This window comes from Pseudoclavibacter sp. CFCC 11306, assembly GCF_008831235.1.
Classification (GTDB): Bacteria; Actinomycetota; Actinomycetes; order Actinomycetales; family Microbacteriaceae; genus Pseudoclavibacter_A.
Window position 1 is genome coordinate 187,909 of record NZ_WBKF01000002.1, and the last position, 19,519, is coordinate 207,427.

Consider the following 19,519-nt stretch of genomic DNA (forward strand, 5'->3'; position numbering starts at 1 on the left):
GAGCCGTGTGGGGTCGGGCTCAGCGGTCGAGGTTGGCGAAGCGCTCGATGTCTGCGACGCGGCCTGAGACGATCACCAGGTCGTGATTCGTGATCACGGTGTTCTCGGTCGCATAGGTGAACTCTTTGCCCGGTGACTTCACGCCGACGACGGTCACATGATACTTCGACCGCACGATCGAGCGCCCCAGCGGCTTGTCGCGGATGATCTTCGGGGGGTACAGCTTCACGATCGCGAAGTCGTCGTCGAACTGGATGAAGTCGAGGAGTCGGCCGCTGACCAGATGCGCGACGCGATTGCCCGCCTGCGCCTCGGGGTAGACGACGTGGTTGGCGCCGATGCGCGCGAGGATCTTGCCGTGCGACTGCGTCGACGCCTTGGCCCAGATCTGCGGCACCTTCAGGTCGACGAGGTTCGCGGTGATCAGCACGCTCGCCTCGAGCGTGCCGACGGCGACCACCACGATCTGAAAGTGCCCGATGCCGATCTGCTTGAGCGCCTCGGGGTTGCGGGCGTCGGCCTCGACGGTGTGCGTGACGCGCTCCGACCACTTCTGCACCAGAGACGGGTTCGTGTCGACCGCCAAGACCTCGCGATCGAGTCGGTTGAGCTGACCGGCGGTGGCGGCTCCGAACCGCCCCAGACCGATCACGGCCACTGGTGCGTCGACGGCGATTCTCTCAACCAACGATCGGCCTCTCTTCTGGGTGCTTGTACAGCTGGCGACGCGATGAAGACGCGATCGCCGCCGCCAACGTCACTGTACCAACACGGCCGGCCCACATCGTCGCAGAGAGCACCACGATCGCGGGGGTGGGCAGCTCTTGGGTCACGCCGGTGGAGAGCCCGCAGGTCGCGAACGCCGAGATGACGTCGAAGAGCACATCGGCCAGCGGCCGATCGGTGAACGGCAGAATCGCGATGGTCGAGGCCAGGACGATCGTCGTGCCCCAGAGCACGATGCTCACGGCGACGCGCAGCACGTCGTTGGGGATGCGACGGTCGAAGGCCTGGATCTCGCCCTGTCCGCGCGCCTCGGCCAGGGCCGCGAGCAGCAGCACGGCGACGGTGGTCACCTTGATGCCGCCGGCCGTCGAGGCCGAGCCGCCGCCGATGAACATGAAGAGCTGGCTCATCAGCAGGCTGGAGTCGTTCAGCTCGGCCGGGTCGAAGAGCGCGAAGCCGCCCGAGCGGGTCATGGTGGTGTAGAACAGCGCTTCGAAGGGTCGACTCCATGCGACGTTGTCGCCGAACGTCTCAGGGTTGTTCCACTCAGAGAGCGAGAACGCCAGCGTTCCGAGCAGCGCCATGGCCGCCGTGGCGACCAGGGTGAGCCGCACGTGCAGGCTCCAATGGGGGTGACGGGTGCTGCGCTTCAGCACAGCCCGAAGGTTGCGCATGATGGTGTACACGACCGGGTATCCCAGCGAGCCGGCGAACACGCCGAACACCAGCATCCCCATCAGCCACGAATTCGACTCGTGAGCGGCCAGACCCTCGGGAAAGGGCGTGTACCCCACGTTGTTGAACGCGCTCACCGAGAGATAGACGCTGTCATAGACCGCCGTGCCGAACGAGGCGCCGCCGATGAGCAGATTCGGCAGGATGCCGATGAACAGCACGAACTCGACGATCAGCGACGTGAAGAGCACGGTGGTGAGCAGCCCGCCGACCTCGCCGAGACGGATGGCCTGACCCTCGCTGACCGGGCCGGCGTGCGTGCGCAGCGGGTTGGTGTCGCTCGCCGCGATGAGCCGCTGCCGCAGGCTGAGGCGCCGCGTGACCACCATGCCGAGCATCGAGGCCATCGTCAGCACACCGATGCCGCCGATCTGCGCGCCGATCAGGATCACCGCATTGCCGAACGGCGACCAGTGCGTGGCCATGTCGACGACCGCGAGCCCGGTTACGCAGACGGTGCTCGTCGCCGTGAAGAGCGACTCGTGCAGAGGGGTCCACGTGCCGTTCGCGCTGGCCATCGGCGTGCTGAGCACGAGTGTGACGATGAAGATGATCGAGGTGAACGCCAGAATCGCGAAACGCGAGGGAGAGCGCCCCGCATAGGTCTTGAGACGGTCGGTCAGGCGACGCAGACGTGTCTGCCCCGCACCGATGCCGACTTCAGCGGCCATTTCTGCTCCCGTGGTTCGTGATCGGCCGCACTTCGCCGATGCCCTCCAGCCTATCTCTCATGGTAGGGTGCGTGCCTCCTGCATGGTCGGTGGAGCTGCCTCGTCGGGTCTGCGCGCAGACCGGTGTCGCATGCGCGGCCGATTGGCTAGCCTAGAGGGCATGAGCTCGGTATTCGAAGCCGTCAGCGAGCAGACTCGCCGACGCATCCTCCAAGCCCTCCACGATGCGGGAGCGGAGCTGAGCGTCTCCGAGCTGGTCGACCAGCTCGAGGTCAGCCAGCCGACGGTGTCGAAACACCTCAGAGTGCTGCGCGACCACGACCTCGTCGAGGTGCGCGAAGACGGCCAGCGGCGGCTGTACCGCATCAATGTCACAGCGCTCGATCCGGTGCGCGAGTGGATCGACGAGTTCTACCCCGAACCCGAGCCCACGGGCCTGGCCACGGTGACCGTCGGGGCGACCGGCAGCAGCGAGGGGGCATCCCCATGCCCGACCGACGGCGCACAGTTCAAAGACGACGACCCGCTGGCCGCGCGTCTCGGCACACCAGAGCACCCGATCGAACGCGGGGTGGCGCAGACGCTCGGTCAGGTTGCCGCAGCGGTCGCGCGGCCGTTCATCGCCGGTGCGCGGCGGGTCGGCCGGGCGTTCGGCCGCCGCTGAGGTAGTGCCGGCGTGCAGCTGCTGGTAGAATAACCGGGTTGAGCAAAAGGTCGGCACCCGACCAGAACATTCAGTGAGGTTTCCCTATGGGTTCAGTGATCAAGAAGCGCCGCAAGAGGATGGCTAAGAAGAAGCATCGTAAGCTTCTGCGCAAGACGCGCCACCAGCGTCGCAACAAGAAGTAGGTCGCAGGGTTCGCGAACGGTCTTCGACCGCGCGAACGCGTGTTGACCAGGGCGTCAGGATTCCTTCCTGGCGCCCTTCTTCGTGCCCTGTTCGTGTGCGCCGGCGTGTGCGTGCCCGGTCACGCGTCAGGGCGCTGGCGTCGGGTGAAGCGGCGGATGCTCCATCCGTTCTGCAGAGCCAGCGTGCGCAGCTGCGCATCTGGGTTCACAGCGACCGGATGTCCGACCAGCTCGAGCAGGGCGCGGTCGTTGATCGAGTCGGTGTAGGCGTACGAGTCGGCGAGGTCGTAGCCGTGGGCCTCGGCAAGTGCGCGCACGGCGACCGCTTTCTGCCCGCCGTGACGCACCGGGCCGGCGAAGCGTCCGGTGAGCTCGCCCGTCGGCGTGAGCTCGAGCTGCGAGGCGATGGCGCCGGTGCAGCCGAGGCGTTCGGCGATGTAGTCGGCGATGAGCGAGGGGGATGCCGTGGCGATCCAGACGTCGCGACCTGCCGCCCGGTGGCGTGCGATCAGGCCGGGAATCTGCGGCCAGATGCGCTTGGCGATGTAGCGGCCGTAGATCGACGGCATGAGCGCACGCAGGTCGTCGAGACGGTGCCCTGCGGCGATGCCCAGCGCGCGATCCTGGATGTCGGTGAGCTTGCCGGTGTTCTCGCCGCGGTGCGAGAAGCGAAACTGCTGCCAGGCGAACGACCAGATGTCGCGATAGCGGATGACACCCTGCTTGACGGCACCCTGCCCGAAGTGGAAGACAGCGGAGCCGCGCACGATGGTGTTGTCGAGGTCGAAGACGGCGATCTCGGCAGAAGGGGAGGCGGATGACATCACCGCATATCCTACCTGCCTGCGCCGAGATGAGACGTGTCGGAGCCTCGATGACTCGCCGAGATTCCTAGAATCGAGACATGACCATCGATGTGCTGCTGCTGGGCAAACCCGGGTGTCACCTCTGTGACGACGCCCGCACGATCGTCGCAGAGGTGATCGCTCAGGCGCGAGAGGCAGGCGAGCCGGTCACGCTGCGAGAGCGGAGCATCCTCGATGACGCAGACCTGCAGAGGCGTTTCGGCGAGCTGATCCCGGTCGTCTTCATCGGCGACCGACAGGTCGCGCAGTGGCATGTCGACCCGGCGCGGCTGCGGTCGCAGATCGATCAGGCCGTCTCAGACTCCTGAATGTCCAGGGTCTTGCGCAGCGGCCGGTTCGGAATGAACAGCACTGCGATGACGGTGAGCACGGACAGGCAGGCAGAGATCAGAAAGATGCGGCCGGTGGCGTCGCCATAGGCGCTGGTGACGATGTCGCGGGCGAAGTCCGGCAGCTGGGAGAGGTCGAGACCGGACGGCGCGCCTGACGTCGCCTCTGCCGCCTGAGCGCCGGGTCCCAAGGCGGCGAAGCCGCTGCTGACCAGATCGCCGACTCGGTTCGACAACACGGTGCCCAAGACGGCGACACCGGTCGCACCGGCGAAGGTGCGGATGAACGCGACCATGCTGCTGGCCGCACCGACGTCGCGCACGCTCACGGTGTTCTGCACGACGAGCACGAGGTTCTGCATCAGCATGCCCATGCCGAGGCCGAGCACCGCGATGCGGCATCCGGTCTGCCACATCGGCGTCTCGTGCGTGGTGAAGGTGAGCATCGTGAGCGCGGTCGTCACCAAGAGGCTGCCGACGACGAGGAACACCTTCCAGTGGCCGGTTCGGCTGATCAGCACGCCGGTGCTGATGCTCGCGGTGATCATGCCGATGACCATCGGCAGCTGCAGCAGGCCGGCGGCTGTGGGGGTCTGCTGCAGAGCGATCTGAAAGTACTCGCCCAGATAGGTCGATGCGCTGAACAGTGCGACGCCGATCGGAATCGACGCGATCAGCACAAGCGCCGTGGTCCGGTCACGCAGCAGCCCGAGAGGGATGATCGGCTCGGCGACCCTCGACTCGACGAAGAGCGTGGCGACCAGCAGCAGCACACCGCCGATGACCATGGCGAACGAGGCCGGCGAGACCCAGTCGAACGAACCCCGAGGGCCGGCGAACGAGACCCAGATGAGCAGCACGCTGACGCCTGAGGTAAGCAGCAGCGAGCCGGCCCAGTCGATGTGCACCGGGCCGGTGCGCACACTCGGCACTTTCAGCGTGAACTGCAGCAGCACCAGCGAAGCGATCGCGAAGGGCACGCACACGAAGAACGTCCAGCGCCAGCCGAGCGCGCTGTCCACGATGAGACCGCCGACGAGGGGGCCGCTGGTCTGCGCGACGGCGATGACCGCGCCGATGAGACCGGTGTAGCGGCCGCGGTCGCGCGGAGGGGTGATCGTGGCGATGATCGCCTGAGCGAGGGCCATCAGACCGCCCATGCCGAGGCCCTGCAGCACACGCGCGCCGATCAGCCAGGGCATTCCGTGGGCGAACCCGCAGGCGACCGAACCGATCGTGAAGATGATGATCGCGAGCTGCACCAGCGTCTTCTTGTTCAGCAGATCGGCGAGTTTGCCCCAGATCGGAGTCGAAGCGGCGTTTGCGAGCAGAGCTGCGGTGATGACCCATCCGTACTGAGACTGCGAGCCGTGCAGGTCTCCGACGATCTGCGGCAGCGCGTTGGCCACGATGGTCGTGCTGAGCATCGCCGTGAACAGCGCGAGCAGCAGACCGACGATGACCTTCGCGACCTGCCTGAACGTCAGATTCTGGGTGGCGCTGTCGGGCACTGGGGCGGCTGCAGAGCTGTCAGGTGTGTTGGATGCGGGGGACAAACAGGCCTCGGTTCAAGGGTACGTGGTGGATGGTGGGGCGGCGGGGCGAATCAGCTGCCGCCAGCTGGGTGTGCGTCGTCGTCTGAGCGCGCGTCTGCGGCGCCTCGTTCGAGGCGGTCGCTGAGCAGGCCGAGTGCCTGCACCGCCTCGGCAGCCTGCACCTCGTCCCAGACGCCGATGCGGTCGATCAGCCGTCGCGCTCTGAGCTGCTGCGACTCGTGCAGGCGCTTTCGGCCGTGCTCGGTGATCGTCACGATACGTGCACGAGCGTCGTCTGGGTCTGCGACGCGTTCGACGAGACCGTGCTCTTCGAGCTCGGCGATGTGCCTGCTCAACACCGACGGGGTGAAGCCGATCTGCTCGCCGACCTGCGCGGCACGGCAGCTGCCGTGATTCAGCAGTGCCTCGAGCACCAGGCTGAGCGGAACGTTCAGCGCGCCTGCCTTAGTGGCCTCGAACGACACCGCACGGGCGTTGCGGATGAATCGAGCGGTCTCACTCACGAGCTCGATGGCGGTCTGGTCTTGCACGAACATCAGTATAGATAGTTGGTTGCAGAATGCAACTAATTACCGCGGCAGGTCTCACGTCGCCGTGTCACCTCTGTTTCGGCAGGTCTCACGGCGCCCGCGTCACCTCAGAGCGGGCGTGCCGCGCTCAGGCTCGTGTGACCGCTGCGCTGTCGGCGAGCGTGAAGTACTGTCGATCGCGATACATCAGCGGCCCGGACTCTGGGCCTTCGTGCACGTCGAGCACTTCGGCCACGATGAGCTGCGATCGCCCGACAGTGAGCGTGTCGAGTGCTCGGCTGCGCAGAGCCACAGGGGCGTCGAGCAGCAGCGGCTCGCCGGTGGGCAGAGTGCCCCAGTGCTGCTCGGGCGTGAAGCGGGGTTCGCCGCTGCGCGCGAAGGCGTCGGCCACGTCAGCCTGCCCCTCGCCCAGCAGGTGCACGACGAAGGAATCGGCGCCGATGATCTGCCCGGCCGACCCGCTCGACTTCGTCACCGAGAACACGAGGGCCACCGGGTCGACCGAGACCGAGGCGACGCTTGAGACGGTCAGCCCGAAGCGTCCGTCGGCCGATTCGGCGGCGACGATGGCGACACCGGCGGGATGCCGGCGAAAGGCGTTCTTGAACCCCTGGACGAGGTCGGTCATGAGTGGCTCCTTCGTAACACGTCTGCCTGCTGTGGCGAACGGCTGCTCTGCCGTGCCCGGGCTCATGTCATCTGATCGGCACAGTACTCGCTGACCGCACAGCGCGAAAGAGCCGAAGCGGAACGTCTCTGTCACGAGACGCAACGCTCCGGCCCTGCGGCGCTGGTCGGCCGCGGTCTCGACGTCAGTGGCTATTCTGCGACAGCCGACTTCTGATCGGGCTGCTGCGCGTCGCCCTTCTTCTCTGGCTTCGCGTCGACGCCGGCCTCCTTGCGCTGCTGCGCAGAGATCGGGGCCGGGGCGCCGGTCAGCGGATCCTGGCCGTTACCCGACTTCGGGAACGCGATGACGTCGCGAATCGAATCGGTGCGCGAGAGCAGGGCGTTGATGCGGTCCCACCCGAAGGCGATGCCCGCGTGCGGCGGAGCCCCGAACTTGAAGGCGTTGAGCAGGAAGCCGAACTTCTCCTGAGCGTCTTCGGCCGAGATGCCGAGGAACTCGAAGATGCGCTCCTGCACGTCGGTGCGGTGGATGCGCTCGGAGCCTCCGCCGATCTCGTTGCCGTTGCAGACGATGTCGTAGGCGGTCGAGAGCGCGTGCTCAGGATCTTCTTCGAAGCGGTCGATCCACTCGGGGGTCGGTTTCGTGAAGGGGTGATGTTCGCTCGTCCAGGCGCCGGCGCCGACGGCCACGTCGTCATCGCCCTCTTCGCCGACGCGCTTGAACATCGGGAAGTCGACGATCCAGACGAACGAGAACTCGTCGTCGTTCAGCAGGCCGTTGCGGCGGGCGATCTCGACACGGGCCGCGCCGAGCAGCTCCTGCGAGGGCTTGACCGATCCGGCGGCGAAGAAGACCGCGTCGCCGGGCTTCGCACCGACGGCGGCGGCGAGACCGTCGCGCTCAGACTCCGAGATGTTCTTGGCCACGGGGCCGGCCAGGGTGCCGTCTTCTTTGAACGTCACGTAGGCGAGGCCGCGCGCACCGCGCGAACGGGCCCAATCCTGCCAGGCGTCGAACTGGCGACGCGGCAGCGACGCGCCGCCCTCGTAGACCACGGCACCCACATACGGGGCCTGGAAGACGCGGAACGGGGTGTCTGCGAAGAAGTCGGTCAGCTCGGTGATCGGATTGCCGAAGCGCAGGTCGGGCTTGTCCGAACCATAGAGGCGCATGGCGTCGGCATAGGGCAGGCGAGGGATCGGTCGGGGAATTTCGACGCCGATCTCGGCCCAGACTGCGGTCAGCACGTCTTCGGCCAGAGCGATGACGTCTTCCTGCCCGCCGAAGCTCAGCTCGGCGTCGAGCTGGGTGAACTCGGGCTGGCGGTCGGCGCGAAAGTCTTCGTCGCGGTAGCAGCGGGCGATCTGGTAGTAGCGCTCGAGACCAGCGACCATCAGCAGCTGCTTGTACAGCTGAGGCGACTGCGGCAGGGCGTACCAGCTGCCCGGCGACAGACGTGCGGGAACCACGAAGTCGCGAGCGCCTTCAGGCGTCGACCTCGTCAGGGTGGGGGTCTCGACCTCGACGAAACCGTGCGCGTCGAACACGCTGCGGGCGGCGCGGCTGACCGCGGCGCGCAGGCGCAGGGCCTTCGCCGGTGCCGGACGACGCAGGTCGAGGTAGCGGTACTTGAGCCGCACATCGGAGCTGACGCTCTCGGTCTCTTCGGTGCCGGCCAGGGCGGTGGAGACCTGGAAGGGGAGGGCGGCGGAGGGCGCGAGCACCTCGACCTCGGTGGCGACGACCTCGACCTCGCCGGTGGCAAGCTTCTCGTTCGCGTTGCCTTCGGGGCGCAGACGCACATCGCCGACGACCTTGACCACGAACTCGCTGCGCAGCGGGTGTGCGACGGCCTCGTCATAGATGACGACCTGAGCGATGCCGGTCGAGTCACGCAGATCGATGAATGCGACGCCGCCGTGGTCGCGCCGACGATCGACCCACCCTGCCAGCGTGACGGTCTTTCCTACCAAGTCTTTGCCGAGCGACCCGGCCTCGTGCGTACGCAGCACAGATGTCCTTCCGAAGAATGTGATGTCCCGTCGATTCTACTGTGCCGAGCCGTGCCAGGCTCGGTGTCACCTGCGCGGATTGGACTTCGCCGCCACGGATTGGACTGAATCGCTCGGTCTGCGCAAGATCGGCGCAGGCGGCTGTGATCCCCGCTGGTGACGCGGCTCGCCGACTCGCACGCGCGGGCACGGTTGCGTAGAATGCCGCATATGTCTCCCAGACGCATCCATTTGGTGCGCCACGGCGAAGTCTTCAACCCCGACGGCGTGCTCTACGGGCGGCTGCCCGGGTTCCGGCTGTCCGACCGCGGCGAGCTGATGGCGAAGACCACAGCCCGGGCGCTCGTCGACGACGGCCGCCCGATCGCTGCGCTCTATGCATCGCCGCTGCAGCGCGCGCAGGAGTCTGCCGCGCCGTTCGTCGATCTCACCGGTCTGCCGCTGCAGACCGACGATCGCCTCATCGAAGCCGGCAACCAGTACGAGGGCACGGCTCGCAAACCGGGCCTGCACCTGCTGCGAGACCCCAAAGAGTGGCGCCGGGTCTACAACCCCTTCCGCCCGAGCTGGGGCGAGCCCTATCGGCACATCGCCAATCGCATGATCGACGTGATGCGCGCCGCCTGGCTTGCGCGTCAGCGGGAGGTCGACGACCACCGGGCGCAGGATGCCGGCCTGGACGCCGATCCCGACGCCGACATCGTGATGGTCAGCCATCAGTCGCCCATCTGGATGGCGCATCGTGCGATCGCCGGCGACGCGCTCTTTCACAACCCCGCACACCGCCGCTGCGCGCTCTCGAGCGTGACCAGCTTCGAGTACGACCCAGAGCACGACGTGTTCCACGAGGTCGCCTACTGCGATCCGGCGGCGGATGTGCCCAGCATCGACCAGGGAGCCGTATGACCCCGGGCATCCGTCACCACGACAGCCGTTTCGCGCAGAACCGTTTCGCACCGCACCGTGCCGCCCAGCAGAGCGCAGACCGACCGCAGGCACGCCGAGCGGCCGGCCGCGGCATCCGCCGTCTGGTCGCCGCTGCGCTCGCAGCAGGCGTCGCCCTCTCGCTGGCGGCGTGCTCGAACGCAGACCCGCTCGCCGAACAGCAGTACGGCGACTCGGCCGACAAGGGCTACATCTCGGGCACCGGCGCGGTGAAAGAGTTCGCCGCCGACCAGCGCCCGGCACCCGTCACCTTCTCGGGCACGACCGAAGACGGCCGGCAGGTCACCCAGGACGACCTCTCTGGCAAAGTCTCGGTGGTGAATTTCTGGTACGCGGCCTGCCCTCCGTGCCGTGCTGAGGCCGGCGACCTGAAGACGCTGCACAGCGAGTTCGAATCGCAGGGCGTGGAGTTCTTGGGCGTGAACGTTCGCGACGGCGGCGAGACCGCGCAGGCCTTCGAGCGCAACTACGGCATCGACTATCCCTCGGTGCTCGACGCCGAGGCGGCCGGAGGCACCGTTCAGGCCGCCTTCGCCGCGGCCGGCGTGCCGCCGAAGGCCGTTCCGACGACCGTGGTGATCGGTCGCGACGGCCGGGTCACCGCGACGATTCTCGGGCAGCTCGACGCCGGCACGCTGCGGGCGCTGATCAAGACTGCCGTGGCCGAGTAGATGGGCGGCTCTCTCGCCGAGATCGTGCTCTCTGGGTCGCTGTGGGCGGGCGTGCCGATCGCGCTGCTCGCGGGGCTGGTCAGTTTTCTGTCTCCGTGCGTGCTGCCGCTGATCCCGGGATACCTCGCCTATGTGGGGGCGGTGACGCCGGGGCAGCAGGCCTCGGCTCGGCCCTCGACTCCTGCCTCGACATCCCCCGCGACTCAGACCGCGACTCAGCCGCTGACATCACCCAGCCGCTCGCGCACTCTCGTCGGAGCGCTGCTCTTCGTGCTCGGCTTCGCCCTGGTCTTCGTGATCGTGGGCGGGGCGATCGGCACGCTCGGCATGTTCCTGCTCTCGTACGAGAAGATCGTGACTCGGGCGCTCGGTGTGCTGGTGATGGCGCTCGGTCTGGTCTTCGTCGGACGATTCGGATTCATGCAGCGCACGATCAAGCCCGGCTGGCAGCCGCGGCTCGGTCTGATCGGCGCGCCCCTGCTCGGCATCGTGTTCGGGCTCGGCTGGACGCCGTGCATGGGCCCGGTGCTCGCCGCGATCCAGACGCTCAGCTTCACCAGCGGCGACGCCTGGGTCGGCGCCGTGCTCAGCTTCGCATTCGCGCTCGGGCTCGGCGTGCCCTTTCTGCTGATCGCCGCCGGGTGGGGATGGGCCAACCGTTCGCTGGGCTGGGCCCGTCGACACGTGCGCGCGATCAATCTGGCAGGCGGCGCGCTGCTGATCGTGCTCGGCCTCGCTCTCGCCACCGGCCTGTGGACCGCGTGGATCAACACTCTGCAAGGATGGATCGGTGCATATGTCACGCTCATCTGAGAACTCCGCCGAGGCCGAGCAGGCCGAGGCCGCGAAGAAGGCCTCCGCCGCCGACCGTGCTCGGGCCGAGGCCGACGCCCGGGCGACCACGCTGTCGACCGGCCGGCAGACCGAGGCACTGCCGCAGGATGTCAAACTCGGCTTCGTCGGCTGGCTGCGGTTTCTCTGGCGACAGCTGACCAGCATGCGCATCGCCCTGCTGCTCCTGCTGCTGCTGGCGATCGCATCGGTGCCTGGCTCGATCGTGCCGCAGCGCGGCGCCGATCCCAACGGCGTCACCAAGTACTTCAACGAGCATCCCGACCTCGCGCCGGTGCTCGACAAACTGAGCCTCTTCGACGTGTACGCGTCGCCGTGGTACTCGGCGATCTACCTGCTGCTGTTCATCTCGCTGATCGGCTGCATCGTGCCGCGCATCAAGCTGCACGCCAAGGCGCTCTTCTCGAAGCCGCCGAAGACGCCGGTGCGGCTGAGTCGTCTGGCCGGCTACCAGCGCGTCGAGCTGCCGTCGACGGCGGATGCCGTGGCCGCGACGCCAGAACAGGTGATCGCCACAGCAGATCGGCTGCTGGCCGGGCGCCACTACCGCCGTGCCCGCTATGACCGACCCGAGTCGAAGGGCTGGCCCGCCGCAGTGAGCGTGAGCGCCGAGCGCGGCTATCTGCGCGAGACCGGCAACCTGCTCTTTCACGTCGCCCTGGTCGGCGTGCTGATCGCCGTCGGCATCGGCGGCGGCATCTCGTATCACGGACAGCGCGTGATCGTGCAGGGCGGCACCTTTCCGAACACGCTGAGCAGCTACGACTCGTTCAGCCCGGGCCGCTGGTTCTCTTCGGAGCGGCTGAAGCCGTTCGCCATCACCCTGGACTCGTTCGAGACGAAGTACGCCGAGACGATGACCGACATCAAGAGCGGTGCCTACGGACAGCCGCTCGACTACACCGCAGACGTGACCGTGCACCACGCCGACGGCAGCGAAGCGCCCGGCCAGATCAAGGTCAACCAGCCGCTGAACGTCGACGGCACCGACGTCTTTCTGCTCGGCAACGGCTATGCGCCCAAGATCACCGTGCGCGACCCACAGGGGCAGGTCGTGTTCTCCGACCCCGTTCCGTTCCTGCCGCAGGATTCCAACCTCACCTCGATGGGTGTGGTGAAGGTCACCGACGTGGCTCCGCAGCAGATCGGCATGCTCGGCTATTTCTATCCCACTGAGGCGTCGGCGCACGAGGGCATGTCGATGTCGGTCTACCCGGCGCTGGACAACCCGGTGCTCAGCCTCAACGTCTACGTGGGCGACCTCGGCGTCGACCAGGGCGAACCCAAATCGGTCTACACCCTCGACCCCGACGGTCTCGAACAGATCGCCGGCGGCCCGAACTCCGGCGACGGCGGCAGCGTGGCGAAGTCTCTGCGGCTGACACCCGGGCAGACCGTCGACCTGCCGGGCGGCCGTGGCACGGTCACCTTCGACGAGGTGCGGCCATACGTCAGCCTCGAGATGCGTCACGATGCGAGCCAGGTGTGGGTGCTCGGCTTCGCGCTCCTCGCGGCCGCGGGGCTCATCGCCTCGCTCTTCGTGCCCCGTCGCCGCATCTGGGTGCGCGCGTGGAGCGAACCCGTGCCCGCAGCCGGGCCGAACCCGGCAGGCGAAGGCGAGACGGCATCCGCCGACGGCACGCGCACGGTCTTCGAGATCGGCGGCCTCGCTCGCGGCGACGACCACCTGCTCGAAGACGCGGTGCGCAGCATCGCCGCCCGTCTCGCACAGGCGCACGACGACACGAACGACAACCGGCCCCAGGCTGGCGACGCGGTGAAGAAGGGCTAGGCTAAGCAACCATGGATCTGGCGCAACTCGAGGAATGGTCGATGACCGCGGTCGTCACCGCCGGCATCATCTTCGGCCTCGCATTCATCTTCTATGCGTACGACTTCGCGGTTCGTACGGCGGGGCGGGCATCGGCGCACACACACAAGAGCCTGCGCATCGGCACATCGCTGTCATGGCTCGGGTTCGTCGTCATCGTGGCGGCGGTCGTGCTGCGCGGCGTTGCGGCACAGCGTGTGCCCTGGTCGAACATGCACGAGTTCTCGATCACTGCGGTCGCGATCATCGCAGGCGTCTATCTGTTTGTGAATCTCTGGCGCGACGTCAGCTTCACCGGCATGTTCGTCACCGGGTTTCTCGTGATCGTGCTGCTGCTCGCGACGACCATCTGGTACACCGCGGTCAAACCGCTGATGCCCGCACTGGAGTCGGCCTGGATCGTGATCCACGTGCTGGTGGCCATTCTCGGCACCGGCTTCTTCGCGGTGGGCGCCGCACTGAGCGCACTGCAGCTCGTGCAGGCCCGACGTGAGGCCAAACCCAAAGACCAGCGCCGAAAGAACGCCTACCTCGATGCGCTGCCGTCCAGCGAGAAGCTCGAGCAGCTCTCGTTCACGGTGATCATCATCGGCTTCGTGCTCTGGACGTTCACGCTGATCTTCGGCGCGATCTGGGCGCAGAAGGCCTGGGGCCGCTACTGGGGCTGGGACGTTAAAGAGACCTGGACGCTCATCATCTGGGTGGTCTACGCGGGCTACCTGCATGCCCGCGCGACCCGCGGCTGGCGCGGCACTCGCGCGGCGGTGCTGGCCATCATCGGGTTCGCCTGCGTGCTCTTCAACTTCGGCGTGGTGAACACGCTGTTCAAGGGGCTGCACGCCTACTCCGGGCTCGGCTGACCCGCTCGGGCAAGGCCTCCGGCTCAGTCGGCGTCGGGCGAATCGCGCGTGAGCTGCGCGTAGCAGTCAGCGATCCGCTCGCGCCACCATCCGGTGCGTGCCGTGCCGGCGTCGAGCTGGCGCAGCGCATCCGCATCGACCTCGGGCCACCCCGGGGCGATCGCGAAGTCGTGCACCAGCGGGCCGGCCACGACATCCCGATCGAAGAACGCACCGGTGCCGAGCCCGCAGGCGTGCTCGAGCGCCGGCAGTGCGGCCGCCACGCGCGCGCCGAAGGCGATGCCGACCGCCGTGTCGAGCGCCGACGAGACGACCGCGGGAAGCCCGGTCTCTCGCACGATATCGAGCACTCTGCGTGCGCCGCCGAGCGGCTGGGCCTTCACGATGATGAGGTCGGCGGCACCGAGCGCGGCGACCCGCATCGGGTCTTCGGCCTTGCGGATGCTCTCGTCTGCCGCGATCGGCACAGCGACTGCGGCGTTCGCGAGCATCTCGCGCAGCCGGGCGAGCTCTTCGACCGTCGCGACCGGCTGTTCGGCGTACTCGAGTCCGAAGCGCTCGAGCTGGGTGAGCGCGGCGAAGGCCTCGTCGAGCGACCAGCGCCCGTTGACGTCGATGCGGATGCGCACGTCGTCGCCGACGACCTCTCGAACGGCTCGCAGGCGGGCTCGGTCGTCTTCGAGGGCCTCGCCGTGCGCGGCCACTTTCACTTTGACCGTGTGCAGCCCGGCGAGATCGCCGTAGCGCGCCATGACCTCGGGCACCTGTGAGGCGGGCACGGCAGGCATCGTGGCGTTGACCGGCACGCTGTGCCGCACCGGCTCGGGCTGCGTCTGCCAGCCGGCGTCGAGCGCGGCGGCCAGCCACGTGCTCGCCTCGGCGGTCTCGTACTCCAGAAATGGTGAGAACTCGACCCAGCCGCCGGGCGCCTCGAAGAGCGCGGCCTCACGCACCGTAACGTCGCGAAAAGGCGTGTTCATGGGCAGCGAGACGACTTGCAGCGTCTCAAGCAGCTCGTCGAGCGAGGGCAGTGTGCTCATGTGCCCACGTTACTCCACGGCGGCTGTGACGCTCTGCGTGCCGGGTGCTCAGCGTCAGTGCGATGCTTCGATCGCGGTGCTCCGATCACGGTGCGAGCAGGGGTCATCTGAAGAGACATGAGTGTATTTGACATGGAGTATTCGAAGTGGAGTATGCTCGCATCTGTCGTGCTGAGAGGTGCTGCGGCACGCATGACGCAGCACACAGCACGTTCCAGCTTGATGCCGACAGGAGTGACGCATGCCCAGAGACCGGCCACTGAGCTCGATGGCGATCATGGTCATCGCTCTGCTCGAAGAGCAAGGGGCGACGCACCCGTACGAGCTGCAGCAGGTGATGCTCAGCCGTGGGGCCGACCGATACTTGCGTCTCACCACCGGCACGCTCTACCACACAGTGAACCGCCTGGCCGAACAGCAGCTCATTCGCGCGGTCGGCACGCAGTGTGAGGGCAACCGGCCCGAACGCACCGCGTACGAGGCCACCGAAGCGGGCATCGAGGCTCTGCGCGATCGGGTCGCTGACCTGCTGAAGACGCCGGCTGACGAACACCCGGTGTTCGCCGTGGCGATCGCCGAAGCACATCATCTGCCTGCGCCGCTGATCGTCGAACTGCTGCAGCGCCGAGTCGAGCATCTCAGCGAGATCGAGGCGCTCATCGATTCGAACCTCGCCAGTGCCGAGGCTGCCGGCGCCGCACGCCGGTATCTGCTCGGCGCCCACTATCGAAAAGCCCTCGTGACAGCAGACCTGACTTGGACCCGTCAGCTGATCCACGACATCCGCACCGAGCACCTCGAATGGGAGAACAAGTGAACACCGCAAAACCGTCTGACCACGACGTCATGACGCCCCCTGAGACCCCACACGGCCCGTGGCCGGCGCTGTGGGCGCTGATCATCGGCTTCTTCATGATCCTGATCGACACGACCATCGTGTCGGTCGCGAACCCGAGCATCCAGCACGGGCTGGGCCTCGACGTCAACGAGGTGATCTGGGTCACCTCTGCATACCTGCTCGCCTATTCGGTGCCGATGCTGGTGGCTGGTCGTCTCGGCGACCGTTTCGGCCCGAAGCGGGTCTACCTGGTCGGGCTGGTGATCTTCACCCTCGCTTCGCTGTGGTGCGGTCTCTCCGGCTGGCTGCCGGGCAGCGGCTTCGTCAACATCATCCTGGCGCGAACGATCCAGGGGATTGGTGGGGCGCTGATGACGCCGCAGACCATGGCCGTGGTGCAGCGGGTGTTTCCGCCGCATCGCCGTGGCAGCGCCATGGCGGTCTGGGGCTCGGTCGCCGGTCTGGCCACGCTGGTCGGGCCGCTGTTGGGCGGTCTGCTGGTCGACAGTCTGGGCTGGGAGTGGATCTTCGTCGTCAACGTGCCGATCGGCGTCATCGGCTTCGTGCTCGCCGTCTGGCTGGTGCCCGACCTCAAGTCGCACCGCGAGAGCTTCGACTGGGTGGGCGTGGCGCTCTCCGCGATCGGCGTGTTCCTGCTGGTCTTCGGCATCCAGGAGGGCAACCGCTACGACTGGAACGTGTGGGTGGTGCTGTCGATCATCGGCGGAGTGGTCTTCCTGATCGCGTTCGTGCTCTGGCAGCGCGCAGAGCGCGTTGCCCCGCTGGTGCCGCTGCAGCTCTTCCGCGATCGCAACTTCTCGGTCTCGACCACGACGATCACGCTGATCGGTCTGGGCATCACGGCGATGTTCATCCCGCTGATCTACTACTTTCAGATCGTCCGAGGCCTCACTCCGACTCAGTCAGCGCTGATGACCCTGCCCGCCTCGGTGCTCGGCATGCTGCTGGCCCCGATCTCGGGGCGGCTGACCGACCGGGTGCACCCGCGCCTCCTCGCGGCGACGGGCACGCTGTGCTCGGCGCTGGGCATGTGGGCCTACCTGCTCGTCATGCACACAGACACGCCGTGGCAGCTGCTGCTCGTGCCGTCGATGATTCTCGGTCTCGGCAACGCCTTCATGTGGGGGCCGGTCAGCGCCACGGCCACCCGAAACCTGCCGATGAAGCTGGCGGGAGCGGCATCCGGCGTCTTCAACACGGCTCGCCAGATGGGCGGCGTCATCGGCGCCGCGGCGATCGCCGCCGTGATGACATCGCGACTCGATCACTACCTGCCCGGTGCGTCTGAGGCTGCCAGCGCCGGAGGCTCCGCAGGCTCGCTGCCCGAGATCGTCGCCACCGGCTTCACCAGTGCGATGTCTGACTCAATAATCCTGCCCGCGGTCGCTCTGACGGTGGCCGGGCTGGTCGCCCTGCTCTATCAGCGGCCGAACCACTTCGGCGGGCGGGGCACGCCGAGCGTCGAGACCGACGGCAGGCCTGCCGCAGCGGCTGCTGCCCGGCAGACCGACTAACGTCGATCGGCGCGCTGACTGATCGCGGCCCAGATGCCCCCGATGATCAGCAGCGCGCCGAAGCCGATCAGCACCGAGATGATCGCGATGGTCGGGTCGATCGTGAACGGCAGTGTGAGCGAGGCGACCACGAGCACAGCCGCCACGATGACGATCAGCCCCCAGACGACGGTGCCGATGCGCGGGCCGGGGCGTCCCGGCGCCTGCACCTGAGTCGGTGCGTCGGCGGGCGCAGCGGGCGCACCAGCCGCAGGGGGCGCACCAGCTGCGGCGGATGCCGTGGTCGCGCCGAGCGGCTCGTGCAGCGGCAGGGTGTCGTGCATGTCTTCGCGGTTCGTCTTCGGCCGCTGGTCGGGATCGTGCGGTTCGGGTGTGGTGGGAAGTGACATCGGAATGACCTTTCGAGAAGAGGATTGGGGAGCGGGCTCGGCGCGTTCGTGCGGGTGGCCGAGGGTCATCGTGCCGGCTGCAGGCTCATCGTCGAGGCGATCAGATGCGCGTTGACGGTCACGCCCGCAGAATCGTCGGTGTCGCCTGACACGACCCGACCGTCGCGCACCACGGTGATCGAGCTGAAGCCGAGACCCGAGCGCTGCTCGGGCTCACCGCCGGGCAGTGCGTCTTGGTTCAGTGTGCTGACGGTGGCCGTCGTCACGATGCGGAACGTGCCCGAATCGGGAATCATCAGAGACAGTGTGCCGGCCGTGCTTGAGACGTCGATCGGCGCCGGGGTGTGCGAAGCGTCGTCGAGCGCCCCAAGATCGAGCCGGCCGGTCGAGGCGACCATGGAGAACGACGGTGCCGACGCCTCGTCGACCAGGTCGCTCGGCTGTACGCTCCAGTGCGCGTCGCCTGCGACCGTTATGGGTCCGGTGCGCACGACGGTCAGCGGGCTGAGCGTCAGCGTGCCGGCGGCGGCGACCACGGCGAGAAAGCTCAGCACGCCGCCGCGTCGACCCATCAGCCCGAGAACCGTGATCGTGACGCCGAGCACGAGCAGTGCCGCGGCGAATCCGAGTGCGACGGCGGTGAGCGCGCTGACCTCCGAGCTGATCATCGGCGCGAGACCGCCGACCGCCCCACCGACGACGAGCGCGATGCCGAAGCCGATCGAGACGGCCGCGCTGCCCGGCCGGCTGCGTTCATACGAGAGACGTGCGCGTTCCGCTGCCGCCTGACCCTGCATCCGCACCTGCTCGGCCTGCTGCCGCCCGCGTGCTCGGGCCTCTTCGTGCGCTGCTCTCGCCTGCGCACGACCTTGGTCGTTCGCGGCGGCGAACGCGGCCTTCGACTGTTGTGCGGCGTCAGAGAAGGCGTCACGGGTCTGCTGCGCAGCGTCGTCGTATGCGGTGGGCTGAGGGCCGCCGCCCGACCGGCTCGCGCGCCGGATCAGCCAGACCACCAGCCAGATCAGCGCGGCGGTGACCGCGATCGTCCAGATCACGCGCAGGGCGATGGCGAGGCCCGACAGGTGCAGCACATCGTCATCCCAGAACCAGCCGATGCCGAACCCGTGACCGCCGATCGGGGTGAGCAGCAGCAGTACGACGGCGCCGAGACCCACCCACACCCCGGTGCTCGCGCGGCCCTGCAGCGCCTCTTCGAGATGGATGCGACCGTCGGCCGCCGGCAGCAGCAGCCAGGCCGCGAGGTAGGTGAGCACGCCGATGCCGCCGACGAAGAAGAGCGCGATGGCGATGCCGCGTACGATCAGCGGGTCGATGCCGAAGCGATGCGCGATGCCGGAGCACACGCCCGCGAACCATCGGTCTTCGCCACGGGTCACCCCGAGGCCGCGCAGCCAGGGGAAGAAGCCGGTCTGCCGGCTCTGGTCGCCGCGGTCTGTCTGGGCTCCATGGTCTGTCTGGGCGCCGTCGCCGGAGTGGCCGGCGTCGGCAGGGCCGTCGGGCGCTGGAGGTGTGGGGTGAGCGTTCATGTTCACCAGTGTGCGTGCCGAGCCGGGGCCGCCGCTATCAGGGATCACCCTGATTTCTGCTCAGGGCACTCTCCCCTGCGGGGATTGTGCTTTGCCGCCACGGATT

General features: G+C 67.6%; 20 protein-coding genes. 10 read left to right on the plus strand and 10 right to left on the minus strand.

The window, feature by feature from the left end:
- Nucleotides 1–19 precede the first annotated feature (19 nt).
- Both F8O09_RS07660 and F8O09_RS07665 read right to left on the minus strand, forming a co-directional pair.
- Nucleotides 20–688 carry a potassium channel family protein gene (locus F8O09_RS07660; RefSeq protein ID WP_158030343.1) on the minus strand — a complete coding sequence of 223 codons (669 nt, stop codon included), beginning with the start codon at nt 686–688 and terminating at the stop codon, nt 20–22.
- Complete coding sequence (locus tag F8O09_RS07665) at nt 681–2,132, minus strand: TrkH family potassium uptake protein (RefSeq protein ID WP_158030342.1); 1,452 nt, start codon at nt 2,130–2,132, stop codon at nt 681–683. Before F8O09_RS07665 ends, F8O09_RS07660 begins: the two co-directional genes overlap by 8 nt.
- A 160-nt stretch (nt 2,133–2,292) precedes the next feature.
- Here F8O09_RS07665 and F8O09_RS07670 point away from each other — a divergent pair, with 160 nt between their 5' ends.
- On the plus strand, nt 2,293–2,796 hold the full coding sequence (locus F8O09_RS07670; RefSeq protein ID WP_158054719.1) for an ArsR/SmtB family transcription factor: 504 nt from the start codon (nt 2,293–2,295) through the stop codon (nt 2,794–2,796).
- A gap of 86 nt (nt 2,797–2,882) precedes the next feature.
- Nucleotides 2,883–2,981, plus strand: coding sequence for a 30S ribosomal protein bS22 (locus F8O09_RS07675; RefSeq protein WP_003792170.1), 99 nt, complete (start codon nt 2,883–2,885; stop codon nt 2,979–2,981).
- A gap of 119 nt (nt 2,982–3,100) precedes the next feature.
- On the opposite strand, the gene F8O09_RS07680 is transcribed toward F8O09_RS07675, so the two are convergent.
- Nucleotides 3,101–3,805 (minus strand): HAD family hydrolase, encoded by a 705-nt coding sequence (locus F8O09_RS07680; RefSeq protein ID WP_158037048.1) that lies wholly within the window; start codon nt 3,803–3,805, stop codon nt 3,101–3,103.
- 80 nt (nt 3,806–3,885) lie between these two features.
- On the opposite strand from F8O09_RS07680, the gene F8O09_RS07685 reads away from it, so the two are divergent.
- The gene (locus F8O09_RS07685; protein WP_158037049.1) at nt 3,886–4,155 is read left to right on the plus strand and encodes a glutaredoxin family protein; all 270 of its coding nucleotides are present in this window, start codon (nt 3,886–3,888) and stop codon (nt 4,153–4,155) included.
- Here F8O09_RS07685 and F8O09_RS07690 read toward each other — a convergent pair.
- From F8O09_RS07690 to aspS, 4 genes are all read right to left on the minus strand, one after another.
- Nucleotides 4,134–5,687 (minus strand): MFS transporter, encoded by a 1,554-nt coding sequence (locus tag F8O09_RS07690; RefSeq protein ID WP_225732939.1) that lies wholly within the window; start codon nt 5,685–5,687, stop codon nt 4,134–4,136. The genes F8O09_RS07685 and F8O09_RS07690 overlap by 22 nt on opposite strands.
- Nucleotides 5,688–5,782: 95 nt before the next feature.
- Nucleotides 5,783–6,262 (minus strand): MarR family winged helix-turn-helix transcriptional regulator, encoded by a 480-nt coding sequence (locus F8O09_RS07695; protein ID WP_192497617.1) that lies wholly within the window; start codon nt 6,260–6,262, stop codon nt 5,783–5,785.
- Between the two features lie 127 nt (nt 6,263–6,389).
- Nucleotides 6,390–6,890, minus strand: a complete 501-nt coding sequence (locus F8O09_RS07700; RefSeq protein ID WP_158054723.1) for a flavin reductase family protein — start codon at nt 6,888–6,890, stop codon at nt 6,390–6,392.
- 191 nt (nt 6,891–7,081) lie between these two features.
- Nucleotides 7,082–8,905, minus strand: a complete 1,824-nt coding sequence (gene aspS, locus F8O09_RS07705) for an aspartate--tRNA ligase (protein ID WP_158030336.1) — start codon at nt 8,903–8,905, stop codon at nt 7,082–7,084.
- A gap of 210 nt (nt 8,906–9,115) precedes the next feature.
- Between aspS and F8O09_RS07710 the strand changes: the two genes are divergently transcribed.
- From F8O09_RS07710 to ccsB, 5 genes are read left to right on the plus strand one after another with little or no spacing between them, the layout of a single operon-like run.
- The gene (locus F8O09_RS07710) at nt 9,116–9,811 is read left to right on the plus strand and encodes a histidine phosphatase family protein (RefSeq protein ID WP_158030335.1); all 696 of its coding nucleotides are present in this window, start codon (nt 9,116–9,118) and stop codon (nt 9,809–9,811) included.
- Entirely contained in the window at nt 9,808–10,521 is a 714-nt protein-coding gene (locus F8O09_RS07715) for a TlpA family protein disulfide reductase (protein WP_158054725.1), read from the plus strand. Before F8O09_RS07710 ends, F8O09_RS07715 begins: the two co-directional genes overlap by 4 nt.
- The gene (locus tag F8O09_RS07720) at nt 10,522–11,334 is read left to right on the plus strand and encodes a cytochrome c biogenesis CcdA family protein (RefSeq protein WP_158054727.1); all 813 of its coding nucleotides are present in this window, start codon (nt 10,522–10,524) and stop codon (nt 11,332–11,334) included. It begins immediately after the preceding gene.
- Nucleotides 11,318–13,165 (plus strand): cytochrome c biogenesis protein ResB, encoded by a 1,848-nt coding sequence (locus tag F8O09_RS07725; RefSeq protein ID WP_225732940.1) that lies wholly within the window; start codon nt 11,318–11,320, stop codon nt 13,163–13,165. Before F8O09_RS07720 ends, F8O09_RS07725 begins: the two co-directional genes overlap by 17 nt.
- A gap of 11 nt (nt 13,166–13,176) precedes the next feature.
- Complete coding sequence (ccsB, locus tag F8O09_RS07730) at nt 13,177–14,064, plus strand: c-type cytochrome biogenesis protein CcsB (RefSeq protein ID WP_158054729.1); 888 nt, start codon at nt 13,177–13,179, stop codon at nt 14,062–14,064.
- 23 nt (nt 14,065–14,087) lie between these two features.
- Here ccsB and F8O09_RS07735 read toward each other — a convergent pair whose 3' ends face one another.
- Nucleotides 14,088–15,104: an o-succinylbenzoate synthase gene (locus F8O09_RS07735; RefSeq protein WP_158054731.1), complete on the minus strand. Its 1,017-nt coding sequence runs from the start codon at nt 15,102–15,104 to the stop codon at nt 14,088–14,090.
- A gap of 241 nt (nt 15,105–15,345) precedes the next feature.
- Between F8O09_RS07735 and F8O09_RS07740 the strand changes: the two genes are divergently transcribed.
- Nucleotides 15,346–15,921 carry a PadR family transcriptional regulator gene (locus F8O09_RS07740; protein WP_158054733.1) on the plus strand — a complete coding sequence of 192 codons (576 nt, stop codon included), beginning with the start codon at nt 15,346–15,348 and terminating at the stop codon, nt 15,919–15,921.
- Between the two features lie 29 nt (nt 15,922–15,950).
- The gene (locus F8O09_RS07745) at nt 15,951–17,477 is read left to right on the plus strand and encodes an MFS transporter (RefSeq protein WP_158055005.1); all 1,527 of its coding nucleotides are present in this window, start codon (nt 15,951–15,953) and stop codon (nt 17,475–17,477) included.
- Here F8O09_RS07745 and F8O09_RS07750 read toward each other — a convergent pair.
- Nucleotides 17,474–17,866, minus strand: coding sequence for a hypothetical protein (locus F8O09_RS07750; RefSeq protein WP_158054734.1), 393 nt, complete (start codon nt 17,864–17,866; stop codon nt 17,474–17,476). The genes F8O09_RS07745 and F8O09_RS07750 overlap by 4 nt on opposite strands.
- A 65-nt stretch (nt 17,867–17,931) precedes the next feature.
- Nucleotides 17,932–19,413 (minus strand): PspC domain-containing protein, encoded by a 1,482-nt coding sequence (locus tag F8O09_RS10595; RefSeq protein ID WP_158054736.1) that lies wholly within the window; start codon nt 19,411–19,413, stop codon nt 17,932–17,934.
- Nucleotides 19,414–19,519: the final 106 nt, after the last annotated feature.

What these genes read in the sequence shown, in the direction of transcription:
- F8O09_RS07665 (WP_158030342.1), bottom strand. Translation starts at nt 2,132, where the DNA reads ATGGCCGCTGAAGTCGGCATCGGTGCGGGGCAGACACGTCTGCGTCGC.
- F8O09_RS07670 (WP_158054719.1), top strand. Translation starts at nt 2,293, where the DNA reads ATGAGCTCGGTATTCGAAGCCGTCAGCGAGCAGACTCGCCGACGCATC.
- F8O09_RS07675 (WP_003792170.1), top strand. Translation starts at nt 2,883, where the DNA reads ATGGGTTCAGTGATCAAGAAGCGCCGCAAGAGGATGGCTAAGAAGAAG.
- F8O09_RS07680 (WP_158037048.1), bottom strand. Translation starts at nt 3,805, where the DNA reads ATGTCATCCGCCTCCCCTTCTGCCGAGATCGCCGTCTTCGACCTCGAC.
- F8O09_RS07685 (WP_158037049.1), top strand. Translation starts at nt 3,886, where the DNA reads ATGACCATCGATGTGCTGCTGCTGGGCAAACCCGGGTGTCACCTCTGT.
- F8O09_RS07700 (WP_158054723.1), bottom strand. Translation starts at nt 6,890, where the DNA reads ATGACCGACCTCGTCCAGGGGTTCAAGAACGCCTTTCGCCGGCATCCC.
- F8O09_RS07710 (WP_158030335.1), top strand. Translation starts at nt 9,116, where the DNA reads ATGTCTCCCAGACGCATCCATTTGGTGCGCCACGGCGAAGTCTTCAAC.
- F8O09_RS07715 (WP_158054725.1), top strand. Translation starts at nt 9,808, where the DNA reads ATGACCCCGGGCATCCGTCACCACGACAGCCGTTTCGCGCAGAACCGT.
- F8O09_RS07720 (WP_158054727.1), top strand. Translation starts at nt 10,522, where the DNA reads ATGGGCGGCTCTCTCGCCGAGATCGTGCTCTCTGGGTCGCTGTGGGCG.
- F8O09_RS07725 (WP_225732940.1), top strand. Translation starts at nt 11,318, where the DNA reads ATGTCACGCTCATCTGAGAACTCCGCCGAGGCCGAGCAGGCCGAGGCC.
- ccsB (WP_158054729.1), top strand. Translation starts at nt 13,177, where the DNA reads ATGGATCTGGCGCAACTCGAGGAATGGTCGATGACCGCGGTCGTCACC.
- F8O09_RS07735 (WP_158054731.1), bottom strand. Translation starts at nt 15,104, where the DNA reads ATGAGCACACTGCCCTCGCTCGACGAGCTGCTTGAGACGCTGCAAGTC.
- F8O09_RS07740 (WP_158054733.1), top strand. Translation starts at nt 15,346, where the DNA reads ATGCCCAGAGACCGGCCACTGAGCTCGATGGCGATCATGGTCATCGCT.
- F8O09_RS07745 (WP_158055005.1), top strand. Translation starts at nt 15,951, where the DNA reads ATGACGCCCCCTGAGACCCCACACGGCCCGTGGCCGGCGCTGTGGGCG.
- F8O09_RS07750 (WP_158054734.1), bottom strand. Translation starts at nt 17,866, where the DNA reads ATGTCACTTCCCACCACACCCGAACCGCACGATCCCGACCAGCGGCCG.
- F8O09_RS10595 (WP_158054736.1), bottom strand. Translation starts at nt 19,413, where the DNA reads ATGAACGCTCACCCCACACCTCCAGCGCCCGACGGCCCTGCCGACGCC.